Annotated in this window: 19 protein-coding genes and 1 rRNA gene; 5 read left to right on the top strand and 15 right to left on the bottom strand. The window is 70.2% G+C overall.

Going from position 1 to position 19708, the window contains the following annotated elements:
- The 10 genes from ACFYWJ_RS32535 to ACFYWJ_RS32580 all read right to left on the bottom strand — a co-directional run.
- Positions 1-289, bottom strand: a 16S ribosomal RNA gene (locus ACFYWJ_RS32535); the annotation flags it as partial.
- 540 nt (positions 290-829) lie between these two features.
- Complete coding sequence (gene tyrS / locus ACFYWJ_RS32540) at positions 830-2116, bottom strand: tyrosine--tRNA ligase (RefSeq protein ID WP_355281836.1); 1287 nt, start codon at positions 2114-2116, stop codon at positions 830-832.
- A 70-nt stretch (positions 2117-2186) separates the two neighbouring features.
- Positions 2187-3035, bottom strand: a complete 849-nt coding sequence (locus ACFYWJ_RS32545) for an alpha/beta hydrolase (RefSeq protein ID WP_355281833.1) — start codon at positions 3033-3035, stop codon at positions 2187-2189.
- Between the two features lie 191 nt (positions 3036-3226).
- Complete coding sequence (locus ACFYWJ_RS32550) at positions 3227-3652, bottom strand: DoxX family protein (protein WP_355281830.1); 426 nt, start codon at positions 3650-3652, stop codon at positions 3227-3229.
- Positions 3653-3725: 73 nt separating this feature from the next.
- On the bottom strand, positions 3726-4358 hold the full coding sequence (locus tag ACFYWJ_RS32555; protein WP_355281827.1) for a DNA-3-methyladenine glycosylase: 633 nt from the start codon (positions 4356-4358) through the stop codon (positions 3726-3728).
- A 36-nt stretch (positions 4359-4394) separates the two neighbouring features.
- Positions 4395-5543 (bottom strand): low temperature requirement protein A, encoded by a 1149-nt coding sequence (locus tag ACFYWJ_RS32560; RefSeq protein WP_355281824.1) that lies wholly within the window; start codon positions 5541-5543, stop codon positions 4395-4397.
- Positions 5544-5596: 53 nt separating this feature from the next.
- Positions 5597-7021, bottom strand: coding sequence for a hypothetical protein (locus ACFYWJ_RS32565; RefSeq protein WP_355281821.1), 1425 nt, complete (start codon positions 7019-7021; stop codon positions 5597-5599).
- Between the two features lie 15 nt (positions 7022-7036).
- Positions 7037-7531, bottom strand: coding sequence for a hypothetical protein (locus ACFYWJ_RS32570; RefSeq protein WP_355281818.1), 495 nt, complete (start codon positions 7529-7531; stop codon positions 7037-7039).
- 73 nt (positions 7532-7604) lie between these two features.
- On the bottom strand, positions 7605-8483 hold the full coding sequence (locus tag ACFYWJ_RS32575; RefSeq protein ID WP_355281816.1) for an RNA polymerase sigma-70 factor: 879 nt from the start codon (positions 8481-8483) through the stop codon (positions 7605-7607).
- Between the two features lie 32 nt (positions 8484-8515).
- Positions 8516-9694, bottom strand: coding sequence for an FAD-dependent oxidoreductase (locus ACFYWJ_RS32580; RefSeq protein WP_355281813.1), 1179 nt, complete (start codon positions 9692-9694; stop codon positions 8516-8518).
- Positions 9695-9906: 212 nt separating this feature from the next.
- On the opposite strand from ACFYWJ_RS32580, the gene ACFYWJ_RS32585 reads away from it, so the two are divergent.
- From ACFYWJ_RS32585 to ACFYWJ_RS32600, 4 genes are all read left to right on the top strand, one after another.
- The gene (locus ACFYWJ_RS32585) at positions 9907-11427 is read left to right on the top strand and encodes a multicopper oxidase domain-containing protein (RefSeq protein ID WP_355281811.1); all 1521 of its coding nucleotides are present in this window, start codon (positions 9907-9909) and stop codon (positions 11425-11427) included.
- A gap of 73 nt (positions 11428-11500) precedes the next feature.
- Positions 11501-12235: an ABC transporter ATP-binding protein gene (locus ACFYWJ_RS32590; protein ID WP_355281809.1), complete on the top strand. Its 735-nt coding sequence runs from the start codon at positions 11501-11503 to the stop codon at positions 12233-12235.
- On the top strand, positions 12232-12996 hold the full coding sequence (locus ACFYWJ_RS32595) for an ABC transporter permease (RefSeq protein ID WP_355281806.1): 765 nt from the start codon (positions 12232-12234) through the stop codon (positions 12994-12996). The genes ACFYWJ_RS32590 and ACFYWJ_RS32595 overlap by 4 nt, the downstream gene beginning before the upstream one ends.
- 21 nt (positions 12997-13017) lie before the next feature.
- Positions 13018-13653, top strand: a complete 636-nt coding sequence (locus ACFYWJ_RS32600) for a TetR family transcriptional regulator (RefSeq protein ID WP_355281803.1) — start codon at positions 13018-13020, stop codon at positions 13651-13653.
- Position 13654: 1 nt separating this feature from the next.
- Here ACFYWJ_RS32600 and ACFYWJ_RS32605 read toward each other — a convergent pair whose 3' ends face one another.
- Together ACFYWJ_RS32605 and ACFYWJ_RS32610 are read right to left on the bottom strand one after the other, a co-directional pair.
- Positions 13655-14461, bottom strand: a complete 807-nt coding sequence (locus ACFYWJ_RS32605; protein ID WP_355281800.1) for a class I SAM-dependent methyltransferase — start codon at positions 14459-14461, stop codon at positions 13655-13657.
- Between the two features lie 71 nt (positions 14462-14532).
- Complete coding sequence (locus ACFYWJ_RS32610) at positions 14533-15480, bottom strand: LysR family transcriptional regulator (protein ID WP_355281798.1); 948 nt, start codon at positions 15478-15480, stop codon at positions 14533-14535.
- Between the two features lie 109 nt (positions 15481-15589).
- Here ACFYWJ_RS32610 and ACFYWJ_RS32615 point away from each other — a divergent pair, with 109 nt between their 5' ends.
- Positions 15590-16807 carry an MFS transporter gene (locus tag ACFYWJ_RS32615; RefSeq protein WP_355281795.1) on the top strand — a complete coding sequence of 406 codons (1218 nt, stop codon included), beginning with the start codon at positions 15590-15592 and terminating at the stop codon, positions 16805-16807.
- Here the strand turns inward: ACFYWJ_RS32615 and ACFYWJ_RS32620 are convergent.
- From ACFYWJ_RS32620 to ACFYWJ_RS32630, 3 genes are read right to left on the bottom strand one after another with little or no spacing between them, the layout of a single operon-like run.
- Positions 16791-17015 carry a Trm112 family protein gene (locus ACFYWJ_RS32620; RefSeq protein ID WP_355281793.1) on the bottom strand — a complete coding sequence of 75 codons (225 nt, stop codon included), beginning with the start codon at positions 17013-17015 and terminating at the stop codon, positions 16791-16793. The genes ACFYWJ_RS32615 and ACFYWJ_RS32620 overlap by 17 nt on opposite strands.
- 9 nt (positions 17016-17024) lie before the next feature.
- Complete coding sequence (locus ACFYWJ_RS32625; RefSeq protein WP_355281791.1) at positions 17025-17468, bottom strand: GtrA family protein; 444 nt, start codon at positions 17466-17468, stop codon at positions 17025-17027.
- Positions 17465-19672: a hypothetical protein gene (locus ACFYWJ_RS32630; RefSeq protein WP_355281851.1), complete on the bottom strand. Its 2208-nt coding sequence runs from the start codon at positions 19670-19672 to the stop codon at positions 17465-17467. Before ACFYWJ_RS32630 ends, ACFYWJ_RS32625 begins: the two co-directional genes overlap by 4 nt.
- Positions 19673-19708 lie beyond the last annotated feature (36 nt).

The following is a 19708-nucleotide window of genomic DNA, read 5'->3' on the forward strand; positions in this document are numbered from 1 at the left end:
CAGGCCGGCTACCCGTCGTCGCCTTGGTAGGCCATTACCCCACCAACAAGCTGATAGGCCGCGGGCCCATCTCGTACCGATAAATCTTTCCACCCTCAGACATGCATCCGAAGGTCATATCCGGTATTAGACCCAGTTTCCCAGGCTTATCCCGAAGTACGAGGCAGATCACCCACGTGTTACTCACCCGTTCGCCGCTCGTGTACCCCGAAGGGCCTTACCGCTCGACTTGCATGTGTTAAGCACGCCGCCAGCGTTCGTCCTGAGCCAGGATCAAACTCTCCGTTGAAGACTCTCAATCACACCCGAAGGCGTAATCAGAAATATCTAACTAGAGTCCGAAAACCTAGCAATGCCGAACACCAGCAAAAGTTTGCTGACATTCGAAATGTCCGACCTCGTCAACCGGGGGGTATGAGAGGCCGGAACCAATAATAATATTGGCACTGACATTCATCGACACACTATTGAGTTCTCAAAGAACACACGCACAAGCAGAACCACCGGCTCTCGTCCGGATCTTCTGCAGGGCAACTGTTCCAGCCTAACGGTGCTTCCAGGCGATGTCAATCGTAACGCTGGTCACACAGTCGAGGCAACGCCAGGCGCTCCCCGTCCTACCGCGTTTTCCCTGGCCCGCCGATCCTCTGGATCAGCGTCTCGGCTCCGGGTTGGTGTCCGTGTCGCTCTGACTTCCAATAAGTTACGCGCCGGAAAACGCTGCGTCAAATCGCCTGGACAGCAGGGCATCTGCGCAGGTCAGCGCGATGCCATCGGACCGCGTACCGGCCTGAATCACACGGATGTGATTCAGGCCTCCGCGGCGCGGTCAGGCTATGCGGCGCACGCCGGCCATGTTCTTCTTGCCGCGACGCAGCACCAGCCACTCGCCGTGCAGGTAGTCGGCGTCGGACGGGGTCCACTCGATGTCGCCGATGCGCTCGTTGTTCACCGACGCACCGCCCTCGGTCACCACGCGCCGGGCCGCTCCCCGGCTCTCGGCCAGGCCGGACGCGACGAGCAGATCGACGATCGTGTTCGGTTCACCGGGCACCACCTCGGCGACCTTGCCGTCGATCGCGGTCTCGCGCAGGGCGGCACCCAGGGTGGACGCGGGCAGGTCACGCAGTTCGCCGCGACCGAACAGGGCCTGGCTGGCCAGTTCCACCGCGGTGGTCTCGGCCTCGCCGTGCACCAGCGTGGTCATCTCCGCGGCCAGGCGCTTCTGGGCCTCGCGGGCGAACGGACGCTCGGTGGTGGCCTGCTCGAGCGCGTCGAGCTCCTCCCGGCTCAGGAAGGTGAACCAGCGCAGGTAGCGCACGACATCGGCGTCGGCGGTGTTCACGAAGTACTGGTACCAGGCGTAGGGGCTGGTCAGCTCGGGGTCGAGCCAGAGGCTGCCGCCGCCGGTGGACTTGCCGAACTTCTTGCCGTCGGCCGAGGTCACCAGCGGGACGGTGAGGGCGTGCACGTGCGCGCCGTCGACCCGGCGGTTCAGCTCGACGCCGGCGATGATGTTGCCCCACTGGTCGGAGCCGCCGACCTGCAGCGTGCAGCCGTACTCGCGGCGCAGCTGCAGGTAGTCGTTGGCCTGCAGCAGCATGTAGCTGAACTCGGTGTAGGAGATGCCCTCCCCTTCGAGCCGCCGCTTGACGGTGTCGCGGGCCAGCATGACGTTCACCGAGAAGTGCTTGCCGACATCGCGCAGGAAGTCGACGGTGGACAGCGGCCCGGTCCAGTCCATGTTGTTGGCGATGATCGCGCCGGTCGGCGAATCGTCGAGGTCGACGAACCGCTCGAGCTGGGAGCGGATGCGGCCTGCCCACTCGGCGACGGTGTCGGTGGAGTTCATGGTGCGCTCGCCGACATCGCGCGGGTCGCCGATCAGGCCGGTGGCGCCACCGGCGAGCACGATCGGCCGGTGACCGGCGCGCTGGAACCGCTTCAGGGCGAGCAGCGGGACGAGGTGACCCGCGTGCAGGCTCGCCGCGGTGGGATCGAAGCCGGCATACAGGGTCAGCGGCGCGGCGGCGGCCGCCGCGCGCAGTTCGTCCAGGTCGGTGGACTGCGCGATCAGGCCGCGCCAGGTCAGTTCGTCGAAGATGTCGCCGGTCACGGTGTTCTATCTTTCCGTACTCGTTCCGCCGCCCGCGCGCAGGTCGGGCCGTGTTCGGCGGACGGCGTGCTCAGACCCGGGCCCGGGTGACCCAGGCGGCGAGATCGGCCTCGACCTCGTCCCGGTTGACCTCGTTGAGGACCTCGTGCCTGGCGCCCGGGTAGATCCGGTAGGTGATGTCGGTCAGCCCCGCGTCGCGATAGCGCTCGACGAGCCGATCCGACAGCCGGGTGCCGTCGTTGAGCGGGTCCTGGTCGCCGACCATCACGTAGACCGGCAGATCGGTGCGCACGGTACTCGGATCCGACAGGCGCTGGTAGGCGGTGGTGGCGAGCAGCGCCATATTGGCGTCGTCGACCGGAAAGCCGCACCACGGGTCGGCGAGATAGGCGTCGACCTGGGCCTCGTCGGTGCTGATCCAGTCGGCGTCGGTGCGGGTCGGCTGGAAGCGCGCGTTGAAGAACGCGGTGAGGTCGCCGCCGGCGGCCGCGATCGCGTCGAACAGGCCGTCGACCGCCGTCGACCCGCACAGCACGGCCTCGTCGACGAGCGCGGAGTGGTCGAGCAGGTACTGCTGCACCGCGAAGGACCCCAGGCTGTGCCCGAACAGGGTGACCGGCAGGCCGGGATGACGCTCGCGCAGCAGACCGGTCAGCGTCACCTGGTCGGCGACCAGCAGGTTCCAGCCGTCCGCGCCGAGCTGTCCCGGCTCGGAGAACATGCTGTAGCCGTGGCCGCGGTGATCGGCGGCGTAGACCACGTAGCCGACGCCGGCCAGCGTGGCGGCCAGGTGGCTGTACCGGTCGGAGTGCTCCCCCATCCCGTGCGCGATCTGCACGACGCCCACCGGTTCCGCGGCGGTGGGCGACCAGCTCCGGACGTGGATGGTGATGCCGTCGCTGCTGGTGAACGTGAGCACGAATTTCTCCTGCGGAAGGCCGTCGGGGCATGTAGGCATCGATCGTCGCATCGGAAGTACCCTGCGTCCCATAGGATTCGCCAACGAGTTCCGCGCCGGGACCTTGTGCCCACGGACAACCCCACCGGTGTCCGTGGACGCCGAAAATCGCCGGACCCGAGGGTCCGGCGATGCTCAGCGCGGTCGGTGGCTCACCGGGCCGAGAAGGGCAGGCTGCCGCGGCGCTCGTAGGCGATCCAGGCGAAGATCGCGGCCAGCACCAGCGGGAAGATCGCCATCGACGGCTTGTCGGCGATGAAGGCCTGGGTCGCGGCGGCGAGCACGGTGAGCACCGACAGGCCCGCGGCGGCGAGGGCGGTGAGCTGCGGCACCATCAGGCCGATACCACCGGCCACCTCGGCGAGGCCGATGAAGACGAGCAGCCCGAGCGGGATGGTCAGGTTCTCGGGGGCGTTGTCCATCAGCATGTTCGGGATGACGAGCTTCGGGCCACCCGACGCGATGATGAAGAACAGGCCGAGCACCACCTGCAGGGTCCACAAGACGCGGTTGCGGATCGTGCCGGGGCGGTAGGCGGTGCCGGAGAAGTTCGCGGAAGCGGTGGCGGTGGTGGTCATTTCGTGTCCTTCGGGTCGGTCGCGCTCGGTGGGTAGCGCGTTCACCAGATAGGACGGACCCCATCCGCGGAATTCATCGCCGCGCGGAAGAATTCTTCGGCGGGAGTTCCGGAGCGCGCGGACTGCGGCGATAGACCGACACCGCGGGCGACGGCAACCGGAACCGCCACGGCACCTCGGCGGCCACGCTGACACCGACGCGCGGCCCCTCCGCGATCTGGGCCGCGGGCACCGGTTCGGCCAGGTGCAGCCGGATGCCGGCGAAGGGATCGAACAGCTCGGTGCCGTAGTCGGACAGGCTGATTCCGAGCGCGCTGCCGACATTGCCGGGCCCGCGCGCCAGATCGGCGTCGGTGCGGGCCGCGGGCCTGCGAGCGCGGGCGACGTCGAGACCGTCGACCACCTCCCCCGCGCGGATCAGCACAGCGCCCGCGATTCCGTCGAAACCGGTGGTCACGTTGACGCACAGGTGGATTCCGTAGGACCGATAGACATAGAGCCGCCCGGCGGGGCCGAACATCACCGCGTTGCGGGCGGTCGGTCCCGGCCAGGAATGGGCGGCCGGGTCGGGCCACGGCCCGGCCGGGTCGCTGCCGTAGGCCTCGACCTCGACGACGCGCAGCGCCACCCGCCCGGACGACAGGGTCGCGCCGAGCAGCCTGCGCGCGGCGGTGGGCGGATCGACGGCCAGTTCCTGAGCGGACACGATCGTCATTGTCGCCCATCCCGCCGCGCGGCCGGGTCAGGCGTAGGCGCTGTGCTGGCCCGCGCGCAGGATGCGCCGGTCGTCGAGGATGACGACCGCGTACGCGAGGGCGACCAGCGCGGCGAGCTGCGCCCACGCGACGGTGTACACCCCGATCGGGGCGGTCGCGGCGACCACGACGGCTCCGATCAGCCGGGCGCGGGCACCGGCCAGGCCCAGGGTCGCGCGGAACCACGCCTGCCCCGCGAAGTAGAGCGCGACACCGCCCGAGAGCGCGCCCGCGGCACCCCAGCCCACCGGCTCGTCACCGTGCGCGATGCTCAGCGCGATGCCCGCCGAGGTCAGGATGACGCCGATCAGCAGCGGGTAGTAGGCGTAGTCGTAGGCGACCAGGGCCGGCCGGACGCGGTCGGTGGCCGGGCGCGCGGCCAGCGCGTGTTCGCCGCGTTCGTCGTCGAAGCCGAAGTAGGCCCACCACAGGACGTACGCCAGCGCGAGACCGAGAGCGACCATCGCCATCAGCCCGACCGTGATGGGCTCGTCCGCGAGCCCGACACCGAGCGCGACGATCGACTCACCGAGCGCCACGATGATGACCAGACCGTGCCGCTCGCAGAAGTGCGACGCGCGCACCACGAAACCGCCTGCGTCGACGAGGTACGGGCTGAGGATCTGCACCGCGAACGCGGCCGCCCACAGCAGGTATTGCACCGGCGGGTGGGTGAACCCACCACCGAGGACCAGCGCGGCCGACAGCGCGTTGAGCGGCCCGATCCGCCGGATCGCCAGGCTCGCCGAGGCACCGCCCGCCGAGGCGAACATCGCCGTGTGGATCGCGGTCACCAGCGCGTACCCCACGCCGAACGCTATCCCGGTGCCGTGGAAGGCATCCGGCACGGCGAGCGCGAGCACGAAGAACGCCGACATCCCGACGAGCAACCAGGTGCGCCGCGAGGAACTGCTCGGCGCGACCTCGTTGGTCAGCCACACGTACCCGCCGTACATCCACCAGATCACGCCGAACATCAACGCCACCTGCAGCAGCGCCTCCCAGTCCGGGTGGTGCACGAACACGTGGGTGAGCTGGGTGATGGTGAAGACGAAGACGAGATCGAAGAACAGTTCGAGGGTGGAGACCCGCACCTGCCCGCCGTCGGGGCCGGGCGCCGGAGATGTATCTGTCACCGGCGAATAGTAGGTCGGCGGCGAGCTCGGCGCGCGGCATGATGACCGGTCGGTTATGCCCGGCCCCTGCGGCGTTCGAGGAGCTGGGCCATGAGCGCGCGATCGGCGTCGCGACCGGCGCCGGTGATGGCGACCAGGACCGTGCGCTCGCCGAAGCCCGCGTTGGGGGAACCGGCCGCCATGCGGGTCCAGTGGTAGTGGATCTGGGCGCGCAGGAAGGTGCGGTCGGCGGACTCGTCACACAGCAGCACCACACCGGTCAGCGGGAACCGGTCGATCACGCGTTGCAGCTCGAACTGGGTTCCGGTGTTGGCGGGGAGGTAGCCGGACAGGTCGACGACGACGAATCCGACGCGGGCGAGCAGCATGTCGACGGCGCTCTGCCAGAAACTGCCGTGACACAGCAGGGCCCGGACCGGGTAGCTGCCCGCCGGGTCGTGCACGCGTTCGGCGGTGTTGGTGATGCCGGTGAGCCTGCGCCTACCGGGTGGCAGCGGTTCGGTGGGACACGCCGCCAGCGCGGCGCGGAAGGTGCGCGGCGAGGTGGCGAACAGGGTGCGGATCGCGTTGCCGGACCTGGCTCGAGCCACCTCCGCCGGACTGACCGATCCCGAACCGCGCAGGATGTGGACGTAGCCGAATTCCCGCCACGCCCCGCGCAGGAAGCCGCGGATCCTGGCGTGGTTGTCGAACAGGCGCAGGTAGGCGATCTCCTCGGGTGGCCAGCCGAACACATTGCGGGTGGCCGTCACAGTTCTCACCTTGTAGGCGGCCGGGCTCGGCCGCACGAACCGCACGCGCAGCGTGGGGATGTCGGCGGCGCGGACGTCGACGGGGTCGGCGGCCAGGCGATCCAGCGCGGCCGCGTAGGCGGGGTCGCGCGACCACTTCTCCGCGGTGGCGCCCGCCTGCCAGCGCCGCCAGCGAGGCAGTGCCGCGCCGACGACGGCGATCGCGATCAGCACGAGCACCACCACGTACGGCGCCGCGGGCACGTCCCGCATGGTGCCGTCGGGCTCCTCCACCTGGACGCCCCAGATCGCGATGGCGACGACCAGGCCGACCGGGATCACCACCCATCTGGCTCGTCGCCACATCACCTGCCGATGTCCGCGGACCGCGCGCAGCGCGCTGAGGTGATCCTCGAGCGGCGGGATCAGCAGCGCGGCGTGCTCGGGCCGCCGGTCGACCGCGAGTCGCACGCTGTGCGCGCGCTGCCAGTCGTACCAGTCGCGGGTGCCGTTCCATCCGCGCTCGAACAGGCCGAAGCAGCACAGCACCACCGGGAACAACACCAGCGTCCGCCAGGTCGACAGGGGTACCTCGGGCACGGCGTCGGCGAGCGGTTCGGGCGCGAAGACGACGAGCCCGACGATCGCGGCCGCCCACGGCACCGCCAGCACGGTGTTACCCAGCGCCGAGCGCAGCGCCTCCGTTTCCTTCGCGCGGACGCGTTCCCGGAGATCCTCGGCGGTCATGTCGTCGTCCCACCGTCACGTCAGCACGGCGACGAGGTAGATGACCACATAGGTGCTCGCGAAGACCACCGGCACCCACTGTTCGAGGTGAGTGATCGGGGTGTAGAGCTTGCGGTCGCGGCCGTGCCCGAGCGCCGCCCACTCCGCCCGCCAGTACGGCGAGGCGGGGAGCCGTTCCTCCAGTTCGCCCACCACCCGGTACTTGGCGGCATTGAGCTGACGGTAGGACCGCAGCGTGTAATACCAAGCGCCGCACTGCACGACCAGCGCCACCGTCGGGAAGATCAGCGTCCACACGCCCCGGCCCGGCCGCAGCTGCAGCACGAGCCCGATGACGGTGAAGGCGCTGGTGTTGAGGGTGAGGAAGAAGCCGTTGGTGACGGCGCGACGCGCGCTGATCCGGTCGGCCATCTCGACGTAGAGCTTGTACTGCTCGAGGACGAGATCGTGATAGCGGTCGGCGAACTCCGCGGGAGTTCGGTCGGGGTTCCACACGCCGGGACCTGGCATCGCAGCCACCTTCCGCGCGGGGCGAGGCGTCGACCTCGATGATATTCCGAAGTCGGCTCGCCCGCAGCGGGATTCAGCCGAGCAGCTCGGTGCCGTGGTAGAGCCCGGCCAGCTTGCCCGGGTTGACCTGGAAGCGCAGATTGTGGATGCGCCCGTCGACGAGGTCGAAGGTGAACGCGGCGCCGGGGTTGCCGCCGAAGGAGGCGAGCGTGCCGAGTTCGCCGTTGATCTCGGCGGCGCTGAGTTCGGCGCCCGCCGAGGACGGTTTGGCCAGCACGCCGAGAATCCAGCGGGCGACGTGGTCGGGGCCGTGCAGCGGCCTGCGGGCGGCGGTGACCACCCCGCCGCCGTCGGACCAGCAGGTCACATCGGGGGCGAGCAGGTCCATCAGCGCGTTCAGGTCGCCGCCCGCGCAGGCCGCCATGAACCGTTCGGTGATGTGGGCGCGGGCGGCCTTGTCGGTGTCGAACCGCGGCCGACGCGACTGCACGTGGTTCTTGGCGCGGTGCGCGATCTGGCGCACGCTCGCCTCCGAACGGTCGAGGACCTCGGCGATCTCGGCGTGCGAGTAGCCGAACACCTCGCGCAGCAGGAACACCGCGCGTTCGACCGGGGTGAGGGTTTCCAGGACCACCAGCATCGCGGTGGAGACGGTATCGGCCAATGCGGTGTCCTCGGCGATGTCGGGTGAGGTCAGCACCGGTTCGGGCAACCAGGGGCCGACGTAGGACTCGCGGGTCACCCGGGCGGAGGTGAGCCGGTTCAGCGACAGGTTGGTGACGGTGCGGACCAGGTAGGCCTTCGGATGGTCGACAGCGGCCCGATCGGTGCCGTTCCACTTGATCCAGGCGTCCTGCAGGATGTCCTCGGCGTCGGTGACGGTGCCGAGCATGCGGTAGGCGGTCGCGAACAGCAGCCTGCGGTGTTCGAGGAAGGGATCCTGGTCTGGCATGGGGTCAACCATGGCACGCTCCGTCGGTTCGCTCACGCGGTGGCGCGAGTCGCCTTGCCGCCCTTGGACAGCTGCACGCTCATCGGCACCCGCCGGTTGACCTTGAACGACGGCACCGGGCTGCCGCTCACCATCTCCTTGTAGGTCCGGGCGGCCCAGCCGGTCAGGTAGAAGCGGCCGGGGGTGTCGTCGGCGCGGGTGAACTGGATGACCGCGTCGCGGCGGCCCAGGCTCACCGGCTGGTGGAAGTAGCCGAACCGGAACGGTTTCACCGTCTTGCCGCGCAGCCCGGCCGCGATCGCCCCGGCCGCGTAGGCGGCGGTGGGCAGGCCGCTCTGGCAGGTGCCGTGGATCTGTCCCCAGGCCTGGCGGACCGCGGCGGCGTCGCCGATCGCGTGGATCGTGGGGTGCGACACCGACTTCAGGGTGGGGTCGACGACGATCAGCCCGCGCTCGTCGGTCGCGATGCCCGCCGCGGCGGCCAGCGGCGACACCCGAACCCCGCTGGTCCACAGGGTGCGGTCGGCGTCGATCCTGGTGCCGTCGGCGAGCTCGACCGCGTCGGGCAGCACCTTGGTGACCCGGTGCCCGACCACGCGGACGATGCCGAGCCGGTCCATCACCTTGTTCAGATGGGCACGGGCCTTGTCGCCCATCATCGCGCCAGGTTCGGCCGAGCTGACCAGGTTCACGCGCAGGCCGGGGTGGCTCTCGGCGATCTCGGTGGCCGCCTCGATGCCGGTGAGGCCGCCGCCGCACACCGTCACCGTGCCGCCGGTGGCGGCCAGCCGGGTGAGCTCGCCCGCGAAGGCGTGCGCGTGCCGGGGGTCGTTCAGGGTCCAGGCGTGGTCGGCGACGCCGGGGACTCCGGTGGTGTCGGTGGTGCTGCCGAGGGCGTACACGAGCTCGTCGTAGGCGAGGTCGCCGACGCCGTCGACGTGTACCCGGCGCGCGTCCGGGTCGACCGCGGTGACCCAGCCCCGCACGAATTCGATTCCCGTGCCGGCGATCAGGTCCGGGATGTGGTGGTTCGCGAGTTCCTGGCCTGCGGCGATCTGGTGCATCCGCAGCCGCTCGGTGAACCGCGCCGACGGGTTGACCAGGGTGATCGCGACGTCGAGCCTGCGGGTCCGGCGGGCCAGGCAGACCGCGGCCAGCATGCCGGTGTAGCCGGCGCCGAGGACGACGATGCGGTGCGTGGTGGTGTGCATTGCGGTGCTCCTTGTCGGTGGGATGTCGATAGGACAAACGACCTCGCAGGAACGTGACAACCAGCGTATGTGACCCGCATCACATCACCCGATCGAGGTTCGGAAACCGGCGGTGACCTGCCGGAATACCGATGCGGTCAGGGTGCGAGCCAGGGTCGGGTGGGGGAATCTTCCCGATGTGCGAGCACGGTCGCCATCCCTACCGTCGGATCATGGCTTCCCCCTCTCGACCCGGCCGCGTGCGCCGGATACTGCTCGGCGCCGCCGCGCTCGCCCTCACCCTGGTGCTGGCGATCGCCGGCCTGGTGACCTGGACCTGGGCCGACGCCGACGTGTCCACCGTCGGCAGCACGGATTTCGCCCGGCCACTGGCGATTCCGCCCCTGGCGCCCTCGACCGTCGACCCGGACGGCACCCGGGTGTTCGCCCTCGACATGCGTTCCGGCACCACGGAATTCGAGCCGGGCCGGGCGACCGAGACCTGGGGGTTCAACGGCAGCTATCTGGGCCCGACCCTGCGGGCCGCCCGCGGCGAGCGGGTGCGGGTGCACGTGCGCAATCAGCTGCCCGAGGCGTCGACGGTGCACTGGCACGGCATGCACCTGCCCGCGAAGATGGACGGCGGACCGCATCAGATGGTCGACGCGGGCCGGACGTGGACGCCGGAATGGACTGTCGCGCAACCCGCTTCGACGCTCTGGTACCACCCTCATCCGCACGGCGCCACCGAGGACCACGTGCGCCGCGGCCTGGCGGGCATGTTCCTCGTCGACGACGACGCCGCGGGCGCGCTGCCGCTGCCCGACACCTACGGCGTCGACGACATCCCGGTGATCGTGCAGGACATGCGCCTGCGCGGGGACCGCTTCGACGGCAGCCACGGCGCCTTCCGCGATGTCGGGTTCCTCGGTGACCGGCTCCTGGTCAACGGCACCCTCGCGCCGTACCAGGAGGTCGGCGACGAGTTGGTCCGGCTGCGCCTGCTCAACGCTTCGACCGCGCGGATCTACAATTTCGCCTTCCGTGACAGCAAGCGGTTCTCGCTGATCGCCTCGGACGGCGGCCTGCTCGAACGCCCGGAAACCATGACGGCCCTGCATCTTTCGCCCGGCGAGCGGGCCGAGATCGTGGTGCGGATGGAGCCGGGTGAGCACGCGGTGTTGCGCAGCGAACAACTCGACGTGGGCCTGGACTTCTGGACTAACCGGTTCTCCGGGGGCGACGACCGCTTCGATGTCCTCGAACTCCGCGCCGCGAACACCCTGCGCCCCTCCCCCGAGCTGCCGGGCGCGCTCGTCCCCGCGTCGACGCCGGACGGCGCCGACGCCGTCGTGGAGCGCCGCTTCGATCTCACCTTCGCCGGGATCAACGGCTCCCCCATGGCGATGGACCGCGTCGACGCGACCGTCACCCGGGGCACGACCGAGAAATGGGTGGTCCGCAACGCCGACGGGATGCCGCACAACTTCCACGTCCACGATGTGCAGTTCCGGGTGCTCGACTACGGCGGCGCCCCGCCGCCGCCCGCGCTGACCGGCGCCAAGGACACCATCTTCCTGCCGCCGAACACCACCGCGACGCTGGCCCTGCGCTTCGACGGACCCGCCGATCCGGACACCCCGTACATGTATCACTGCCACCTGCTCTGGCACGAGGACCTGGGGATGATGGGCCAGTTCGTGGTCGTCGAGCCAGGTCAGCAGGCCGCGACACCCCCTCGACACGCGCACTGACCCTTGTCCCGCCGACGTGGTCGCGCTAAATTCATCACGTAGTGAATTCAACACTCGATGAATTGAGGCGACCATGTCGCACCCCACGCCGCCACCGTCCGCCGTCCGGGTCGACGGACTGACCGTCACGCGCGGCAAACGCACCGTCCTGCACGGGCTCACCCTCGACATCCCGCGCGGTTCGATCACCGGCCTGCTCGGACCGTCGGGCTGCGGCAAGACCACCCTGATGCGCAGCGTCGTCGGCACGCAGATCGTCGAGTCGGGCAGCGTCACCGTGCTCGGCGAGCCGGCGGGCAGCGCCGGACTGCGGCGCCGGGTCGGCTACGTCACCCAGGCGCCGAGCATCTACGCCGACATTAGCGTCCGCGAGAACGTCGCCTACTACGCCGCGCTCTACGGCCGCGACCGCGACGACATCGACTCCGCGCTCACCTCGGTCGGGTTGCGCGAATACGCCGACCAGCTCGGCGACCAGCTCTCGGGCGGGCAGAAGACCAGGGCGTCGCTGGCCTGCGCGCTGGTCGGCAAGCCGGAACTGCTTGTGCTCGACGAACCGACCGTCGGTCTCGACCCGGTGTTGCGGGTCGAGCTGTGGAAGCAGTTCCACGAACTGGCGGCGCAAGGAACGACCCTGCTCGTCTCGAGTCACGTGATGGACGAGGCCGAGCACTGCGATCGACTGCTGCTGATGCGCGACGGCCACCTGCTCGCCCAGCTCAGCCCCGACGAACTGCGCGAACGCACCGACGAACAGAACCTCGAGACCGCCTTCCTCACCCTGATCACGATGGGAGAGCGCGCATGATCACCACCCTGCGCCCCTACACCGCCACCACCGGGCGGATCCTGCGGCAGCTGCGCAACGATCACCGCACCGTGGCCATGATCCTGGTGGTCCCGGCCCTGCTGATGACACTGCTGTACTTCATCTACCAGGACGCGCCCCGCCCGCCGCACGCCCCGCTGACGATCTTCGACCGGGTCGGCATCACCATGCTCGGGATCCTGCCGTTCATCGTGATGTTCCTGATCACCGCCATCGCGATGCAGCGCGAACGCACCTCGGGCACGCTCGAGCGGCTGCTCACCACTCCGCTGCGCAAGCTGGACCTGCTGGCCGGCTACGGCAGCGCGTTCTCGCTGGCCGCGGCCGCGCAGGCGGCCGTCGCCTGCCTGGTGGCCTTCTGGCTGCTGGGGATGAACGCGGCGGGCAATCCCGGCTGGGTGATGCTCATCGCCATGGTCGACGCGGTGTGCGGAGTGGCGCTCGGCCTGCTGGCCAGCGCGTTCGCGCGCACCGAATTCCAGGCCGTGCAGTTCATGCCGGTGGTGGTGGCGCCGCAGATCTTCCTGTGCGGCCTGCTCGTTCCGCGCGACCAGCTACCCGACTGGCTGGAGGCGATCAGCAATGTGATGCCGTTGAGCTACGCGGTGGACGCGCTGCAGCAGGTGTCGCTGTACCCGGAGCCGACGGCGACCATGTGGCGCGACATCGCGGTGGTCGCCGGGTTCGCGGTGATCGCGCTGTGCCTCGGCGCGGCTACCCTGCGACGACGGACCCCCTAGCGGACGAGGAGAGACGGACACATGACCGACGGCGAATCCGGTTCGGGCACCACGCGATCCGGACGGACCGGGCGCAGGCCCGGCAATACCGATACGCGCGCGGCGATCCTCGACGCGGCCCGGATCCGGTTCGCCGACAACGGTTTCGACAAGACCTCCATCCGGGCGATCGCCGGGGACGCCGACGTCGACCCCGCGCTGGTGCACCACTATTTCGGCACCAAGCAGCAGTTGTTCGCCGCAGCCGTGGAGTTCCCCGTCGATCCGGAGGCGACGCTGACCGCGGTCGACCACGCGCCGCTCGACGAGCTCGGAGCCACGATCGTGCGCTCGGTGGTCGGGGTGTGGGACTCCCCCGCCGGGCCGGGCGTGGTCGCCACGGTGCGCAGCATCTTCGGCGGCGGCGAGGCGAGCCCGGCCCGCGCGTTCCTGCTCCAGGTGGTGCTCGAACGGGTCCGGGTGCGGATCGCCACCCCCAGCGACGACGGCCGGGCGCGGGTGGCGCTGGCGGCCGCGCAGATGGTCGGCCTGCTCACCGCGCGCAAGATCGTCGACATCGAGCCGTTGGCGTCGATGCCGATCGACGAGGTCGTCGCCGCGGTCGGCCCCGCGGTGCAGCGCTACCTGACCGGCGATATCGGTACCGGCGGTGCGTGATTCAGCGCGAGCGCACCCGCACGATGGCAGGCGGGATGTCGCGCAGCACCGGTAGCGCGGCGAACAGCGGCAGGGTCGCGGCGAGTGGACCGTGCGATGGCCCGTAGGAGCTCACCGTGACCTCGTCGACGGCGGGTGTCCACGACCGCAGCAGCGCGGCGATCCGGCTCCGTTCGACACCCCACGGCATCGGCGGCGCGAGGTAGTCCGGCGTCTTGCGGAAGCCGCGCATCGTCTTGCGCGAGAACCACGGTGGGATGGTGTCGAACATCAGCTCGACGCCGGGGAAGCGTTCGAGGATCGCGGTGACCAGATGGCACACGTCCTCGGGCGCGAAATACATGAAAAGCCCCTGGGCCGTGACGAACACGCCGCGCGCCGGGTCGACGTGGTTGAGCCAGCTCAGATCGAGCGCGCTGATCGGCAGGTACTCGCAGCGTTCGGTGGGCGGCAGGAATCGACGGCGGATCTCGATCGATTCGGGCACGTCGACACACAACCAGCGCACCGTGCCGTCGTCGCAGCGCTGGAACTGGGTCTCCAGCCCGGCGGCGAGTTCGACCACGGTCCCGCCGGGGTGGGCGGCCAGCCACGGCCGCAGCGCCTCGTCGAAGCGCGCCGAGCGCACCGCGTGCGTGCCGTCGGGTGCGCCGAAGGTGCGGACATAGTCGAAATCGATGGTGTCGTACAGGCGTTCGCAGTCGGGGTCGGTGAGGACCGCGTCGGGTCGCTTCACCTCCGACCCGCGGTTGTGCAGGGTCCAGAGCATGGTCAGCGGGACACCGCTCAGAGCTACGTCGTCGGACATCGAAGGCACCTCTTCCGGTCGCCGGACGGGTATCGCCACCCGCCGGGTGACGACTGAGGTAACCCTAACTCTTAAAGCGGGGCTGTGGGGAGACTCGCGGCGGCGCGTGCCCACGGTGGCAGCCAGCGGTCGGCGGGTTCGGCCGGACGTCCGGTCGTGAAATGGGCCAGCAGGGTGGCCACCGCCGGGTGGGCGTCGTCGATGCGCACGCAGACCGACCAGGGGTAACAGGGCGTCGGGTCGATCAGCTCGATGCGGCGCAGATTCCGGCGGGAGGCGGCCTCGATGCGGGTGTCGAGGCTGATCAGGGTCGCGGTCCGCGGATCGCCGCCGATCGTGTCGAGGAGGTGCTCCATCCCGAAGTCGGGTCCGGCGCGATCGATGTCGAGGTCGAAGTCGGCGGTGAGATCGCGGTAGTAGGCGTCCCATTCGGTGCCGGGCGCCAGGCCCGGCATCCACAGCCGCACCGCGCGCAGTTCGGCCATCCGGATCGAATCCCGTTCGGCCAGTGGGTGTTCCGCGCCGACGAGTAGTTGCAGCGGTTCGTCGTAGACCCGGTGGGCGACGACCGCGTCCGGCAGCACGGGCGTCGCGACCGCCAGCAGTGCCGCGTCGATCTCGCCGTCCGCGACCGCAGGCACGGCCGCGTCGCCGCGCAGGGTCACGACGTCGAGCTCCACCGCCGGGTGGGCGCGGTGAAAGCGCTGCAGCAGGGCGGCCGAACCGACCCTGGTGGCGATCACGTCGACGCGCAGCGGCCGCGTCGGTGGCCGCAGAGCCGCTTCCGCGCGGCGGCAGGCCAGCAGGATCTCGCGGGCATGCGGCAGCAGCTCCCGGCCGGTCGAGGTCAGCTCGGCGCCGTGCGGCGTGCGGCGGAACAGCTGCGTGCCGTAGGCGGCCTCCAGGCCCGCGATGCGCTTGGACACCGCCTGCTGGCTGATGCCGAGATCGATCGCGGCCTCCTGGAACTGCCCGGTGTCGACGACGGCGACGAAGGTGGCGACGGCTCGGAAATCCACGGGGTCCACCCTAGACAGGCACGCGGACATCGGCGGACAACCGTGGGTTGTGCGAATCGCGCGATCCGTTGTTTGATCCGCTGGGGTGCGCGGTGTTTCGGTGGCGGGCATGCGCAGCACCGCCGTCTCGGCGCCCCGGCTCGGCCGCGACTTCCGCAGGCTCTGGACCTCGTTCGGCGTCAGCGCCCTCGGCAGCCGGATCGCGCTGGATTCGTTCGCCCTGCTCGCGGTGACGCAGCTGGGGGCCGGGGCGCTCGCGGCGGCGGCGCTGGCCGCGATCGGACCGGCGGCCGGTGCGGTGCTGGCGGCGCCGCTGGGTGGCTGGGCGGAGCGCGCGCCCAAGCACGCGGTGCTGATCGGCGCCGATCTGGTGCGCTGCGCGGTGCTGGGGAGCGTGGCCGCCGCGTGGTGGCTGGGGATGCTCGGGTACGGACTGCTGGTGACGGTCGCGGCCGTCACCGCAGCGGCGACGATCGTGTTCACCGCCGCGCGGGGTTCGCTGCTGCGCGTGGTGGCACCGCCGGAGCTGCTGCTCGCGGCCAACAGCAGGCTAGAGGCGACGCAGTGGGCGGTCACCGCGACCGGACCGCCCGTCGGCGGGGTGCTGCTCGGGCTGTTCGGGCCGGTGATCACCGTAGCGATCGATGCGGTCAGCTATCTCGGGTCGGCCTGCGCACTGGCCGGGATCCGGGCGCGGGAGTCGGTCGCGACGCGGTCAGCGGTGGCGGGCGGTACCGGGGTGGGTCTGCGGATCATCGTCGCCGATCCGGCGCTGCGGCTGCTGTGCGTGCACACCTGTCTGGTCAACGGCTTGATCCTGGGCAGCGCGCCGGTGCTGACGGTGCTGCTCGTCCGCGATCTCGGCTTCGCGACCTGGCAGTACGGGGTCGTCCTCGGGGTGCCGTGCCTGGGCGGTCTCGCGGCGACCCGGCTGACCGGGCCGCTCGTGCGCCGTTTCGGCGCCGGCGTGGTCCTGCGGGTCGCGGGAGTCGCGCGGGTCGGGGTGTCGATCGGCTTGGCGTGGACGCCCGCGGGTGTGCCGGGGATGGTCGTCGTGCTGGTGATCCAGACCTGGATCGTCGCGGCGATGGCGGTGTTCACCCCCGTGTTCGCGACCTACCGGCTCGAACGCATCGCGCCCGGCGTCACCACCCGCGTGCTGACCGCCTGGACCGTCACCAACAGCGCGGTCGTCGCCGCGACCACGGTGGCGATCGGAGTGTTCGCGCAGCTGTGGGGTGGCAGGCCCGCGCTGCTGGTGACCGGGATCGCGCTGATCGCCGGTGCCGCGGCGCTGTGGGCCGTTCCGCTCAGGACTGGGCGGTGAAGAACTCGTGCTCGGCGTCGTCGACATCGCGGGCCTCGTCGACCAGCAGCACCGGGATGCCGTTGTCGATCGGGTAGGCCCGGCGCAGGCGCGGGTTGTAGAGCACACTCGCGTCCGATTCGGTGCGCACCAGCTGCAGCGGGCCCTTGTCCTGGGGGCAGGCCAGCAGGCCGAGCAGGGTTGCGTCGATGGTGGATTCGTGCGCCATGCCCCTAACCTACCGCGCCCGCCGGAACGAGATGTAGCGGTGCCCGAAGAAGCTGAGCACCGCCACCAGACCCATCACGATCACCGACGCCGGCGCGGCCGGGAACCCCAGCGCCGTCACGGCCACCTCGACCAGGATCACGTTGAGCACCAGCCCGCCCGCGTTGACCCCGCAGAAGGCGACGAAGTCGCGCAGCACCCGCCCCCGCACCCGGAACACCAGGGTGCGGTGCAGCACGAACGCGAGCACCATGCTGACCGCGTACGCCGCGACCACCGCGAGCCCTGGCCTGCCGTCGCCGAAGACGCTCAGCCAGAACACCGTCAGCGCCATGCCGAGCAGGGTGTTGAAGCCGCCGACGATCGCGAACGCCAGCTCCTGGCGCTTGACGATGCGCAGCAGCGGGCCCGGCGTCTCGAGCACGCCGCCCGCCGACGCCGCCTCGGCGGTCATCGCACCGCGTCCGCGAGCTCGGTGTCGTCGGCGAGGATCGACTCGGCCGCGGGCGCGTCCTGTTCGTCCTCGGGCTTGCGGCCGCGCACGTAGAGCCACTGGAACAGCCCGAGGCCGAGCAGGCCGAGCACGATGGCGGCGCCGCCGATCTTCCAGCCCGGCGGACGCCAGGTCAGCTCGAGGTCGCCGTTGCGGGTGCCCGCGGGGATGTCGACCGCGACGAAGCTCTTCGCGACCACCGTGAACGGCACGTCCTTGCCGTCGATGCTCGCCCGGTAGCCCGGCCAGCCGAGCCGCGCGAACACCACCCGGCCACCGTTCTCGGAACTGACCCTGACCTCGCTGGTGGTGTCGGACTCCGACACCGAGACCGCGGTGCCGCCCTCGACCGCGGAGACGCGGCCGTTGCGGGTGGAGATCAGGCCGTTCTCGCGTTCGAGCACCGCGATGTACTTCTCGTGGCCCGGGTAGTCGACCCACTTCCAGCCCGCGGGCGCTTCCTGGGCCCGCGCGTCCGGGTAGAGCGCGCGCTGCAGGACGACCCGGTCGACGTTCATCAGGTCGACGATGGTCTTGCCGGTCGACGGCTCGACCGCGAACGCGCGCCGGTACGCGTCGGGGCAGACGCTGGTGTCCCAGCGCATGCAGAGCATGTCGCCGAACCAGTAGTGCCCGTTCGGGGTGTACCCGCTGACGTAGGTGAGTTCGAGGTCCTTGGCGTAGTTGCCGAACACCAGCGAACCGTAGGCGCCGTCGAGGGTGCGCTCCCCCGGCTGGATCAGCGCACGATCACCCAGTTGCAGGGTGGTGCCCGCGAAGTCGGGGAACGCGGCCATGGCGGCCGCGCGGTCGCTGGGCAGGTTCCAGCTCATCGGGGTCGGTTGCGCCCGGTCGACCTGGAAGTAGGCGATCGGGAACACCGCGACGATCGCCAGCGCGACCGCCGCCGAGGTGCCCTTGTGGACCGCCAGCCACACCACCCCGGCGCCGAGCGCGGCCAGGACCAGCGCCGCGCCGACGTGGACCGCCCAGTTGTGCGGGTCGGCCGAGAACGAGCGCACCCAGAGCAGACCGATCAGCACCGCGGCGGCGATGCCGCGCGAACGCCAGTCCTTGAAGGTGGCGAACCGGCCGAGCAGCACGCAGACCAGCAGCAGCAGACCCAGCGCCACCATCGGCAGCACGCGGGCGGGCCAGCGCAGCGGGCCGATCGTGCCGGGGCCCGCGGTCCACATCAGCGCCGCGATCGCGAACAGCGCGATGCCACTGAGTTCGCGCCACGCGGCCCGCGCCTTACCCCAGTCGATGAATGCCAGCGCCGGGATCAGGAACCAGGCGATGTAGACCACCGGCAGCGGCTGCACATAGCCCCACCACGAGGTGAAGGCGGGCAGCGTCGAGGGCAGGCTCGCGTTCAGCGATTCCGACCACGGCACGGTGAGGAACTGGTCGTTGTTGATCTGGGCGGTGCCACGCCAGGTCACCTTGGCCGACAGCATCGACGGCAGGTAGGTCGCCACCCCGGCCAGCGCCGCCAGCCCGGCGACCGCCAGCAGCCGCAGCGGCGGCTTCCACGCCTTCTGGTAGATCAGCTCGCCGACCGCGACGGCACCGATCATCAGACCGGCCTCCACCGCCGGGAAGATGTACTGCACCGAGATCGCGAGGTAGAGGTAGACGAACACCGGGATCGGCCCGCCCCGGCCGCGCGCGTAGCGGACTCCCGAGGCCCACGCGTGCACCATCCACGCGGTGCCGGTGAACGCGGTCATCCAGCTGGCCTCGTCGAAGAACAACAGCCACCCGGTGAACGGGATCGAGACGCCGGCCAGCGCGGCCCACTGCACCTTCGAGCCGTAGGCCAGGCAGATCCGGTACACGCCGAGGCCGAGGATGATCGCGAAGATCAGTTTCACCACGGTCGCGTACAGCACGAGATTGTCTACCGAGGGCGCGATCAGATCGATCAGCAGCTGCGGCGGATTCAGCAGTCCCGCTTCTTCGATCGAGTAGTTTCCGGCCATCCAGTGCTCGGGCACCATCACCGGCAGATCACCGTCGCGCAGCCGCCTGCCGAGCATCACCCACAGCGGCACGTACTGGGATTCGGTGTCGTCGGTGTAGAAGTGCCTGGCGTTGGCCAGCAGAACCGCGCCGTAGCCCGCGATCACTCCGAGGGAGGTGATCAAGCCCCACAGGTACACGGCACGACGGGGAGGGGTTCTACTTTCCACCACGAG

Origin of the sequence: Nocardia sp. NPDC003269, from assembly GCF_042888005.1 — a bacterium.
Lineage (GTDB): Bacteria > Actinomycetota > Actinomycetes > Mycobacteriales > Mycobacteriaceae > Nocardia.

Excerpts from the sequence above, each read along its gene's own strand:
- ACFYWJ_RS32550 (WP_355281830.1), bottom strand. The coding sequence starts at position 3,652 with ATGACCACCACCGCCACCGCTTCCGCGAACTTCTCCGGCACCGCCTAC.
- ACFYWJ_RS32565 (WP_355281821.1), bottom strand. The coding sequence starts at position 7,021 with ATGACCGCCGAGGATCTCCGGGAACGCGTCCGCGCGAAGGAAACGGAG.
- ACFYWJ_RS32570 (WP_355281818.1), bottom strand. The coding sequence starts at position 7,531 with ATGCCAGGTCCCGGCGTGTGGAACCCCGACCGAACTCCCGCGGAGTTC.
- ACFYWJ_RS32575 (WP_355281816.1), bottom strand. The coding sequence starts at position 8,483 with ATGCCAGACCAGGATCCCTTCCTCGAACACCGCAGGCTGCTGTTCGCG.
- ACFYWJ_RS32580 (WP_355281813.1), bottom strand. The coding sequence starts at position 9,694 with ATGCACACCACCACGCACCGCATCGTCGTCCTCGGCGCCGGCTACACC.
- ACFYWJ_RS32585 (WP_355281811.1), top strand. The coding sequence starts at position 9,907 with ATGGCTTCCCCCTCTCGACCCGGCCGCGTGCGCCGGATACTGCTCGGC.
- ACFYWJ_RS32590 (WP_355281809.1), top strand. The coding sequence starts at position 11,501 with ATGTCGCACCCCACGCCGCCACCGTCCGCCGTCCGGGTCGACGGACTG.
- ACFYWJ_RS32595 (WP_355281806.1), top strand. The coding sequence starts at position 12,232 with ATGATCACCACCCTGCGCCCCTACACCGCCACCACCGGGCGGATCCTG.
- ACFYWJ_RS32600 (WP_355281803.1), top strand. The coding sequence starts at position 13,018 with ATGACCGACGGCGAATCCGGTTCGGGCACCACGCGATCCGGACGGACC.
- ACFYWJ_RS32605 (WP_355281800.1), bottom strand. The coding sequence starts at position 14,461 with ATGTCCGACGACGTAGCTCTGAGCGGTGTCCCGCTGACCATGCTCTGG.
- ACFYWJ_RS32615 (WP_355281795.1), top strand. The coding sequence starts at position 15,590 with ATGCGCAGCACCGCCGTCTCGGCGCCCCGGCTCGGCCGCGACTTCCGC.
- ACFYWJ_RS32620 (WP_355281793.1), bottom strand. The coding sequence starts at position 17,015 with ATGGCGCACGAATCCACCATCGACGCAACCCTGCTCGGCCTGCTGGCC.
- ACFYWJ_RS32625 (WP_355281791.1), bottom strand. The coding sequence starts at position 17,468 with ATGACCGCCGAGGCGGCGTCGGCGGGCGGCGTGCTCGAGACGCCGGGC.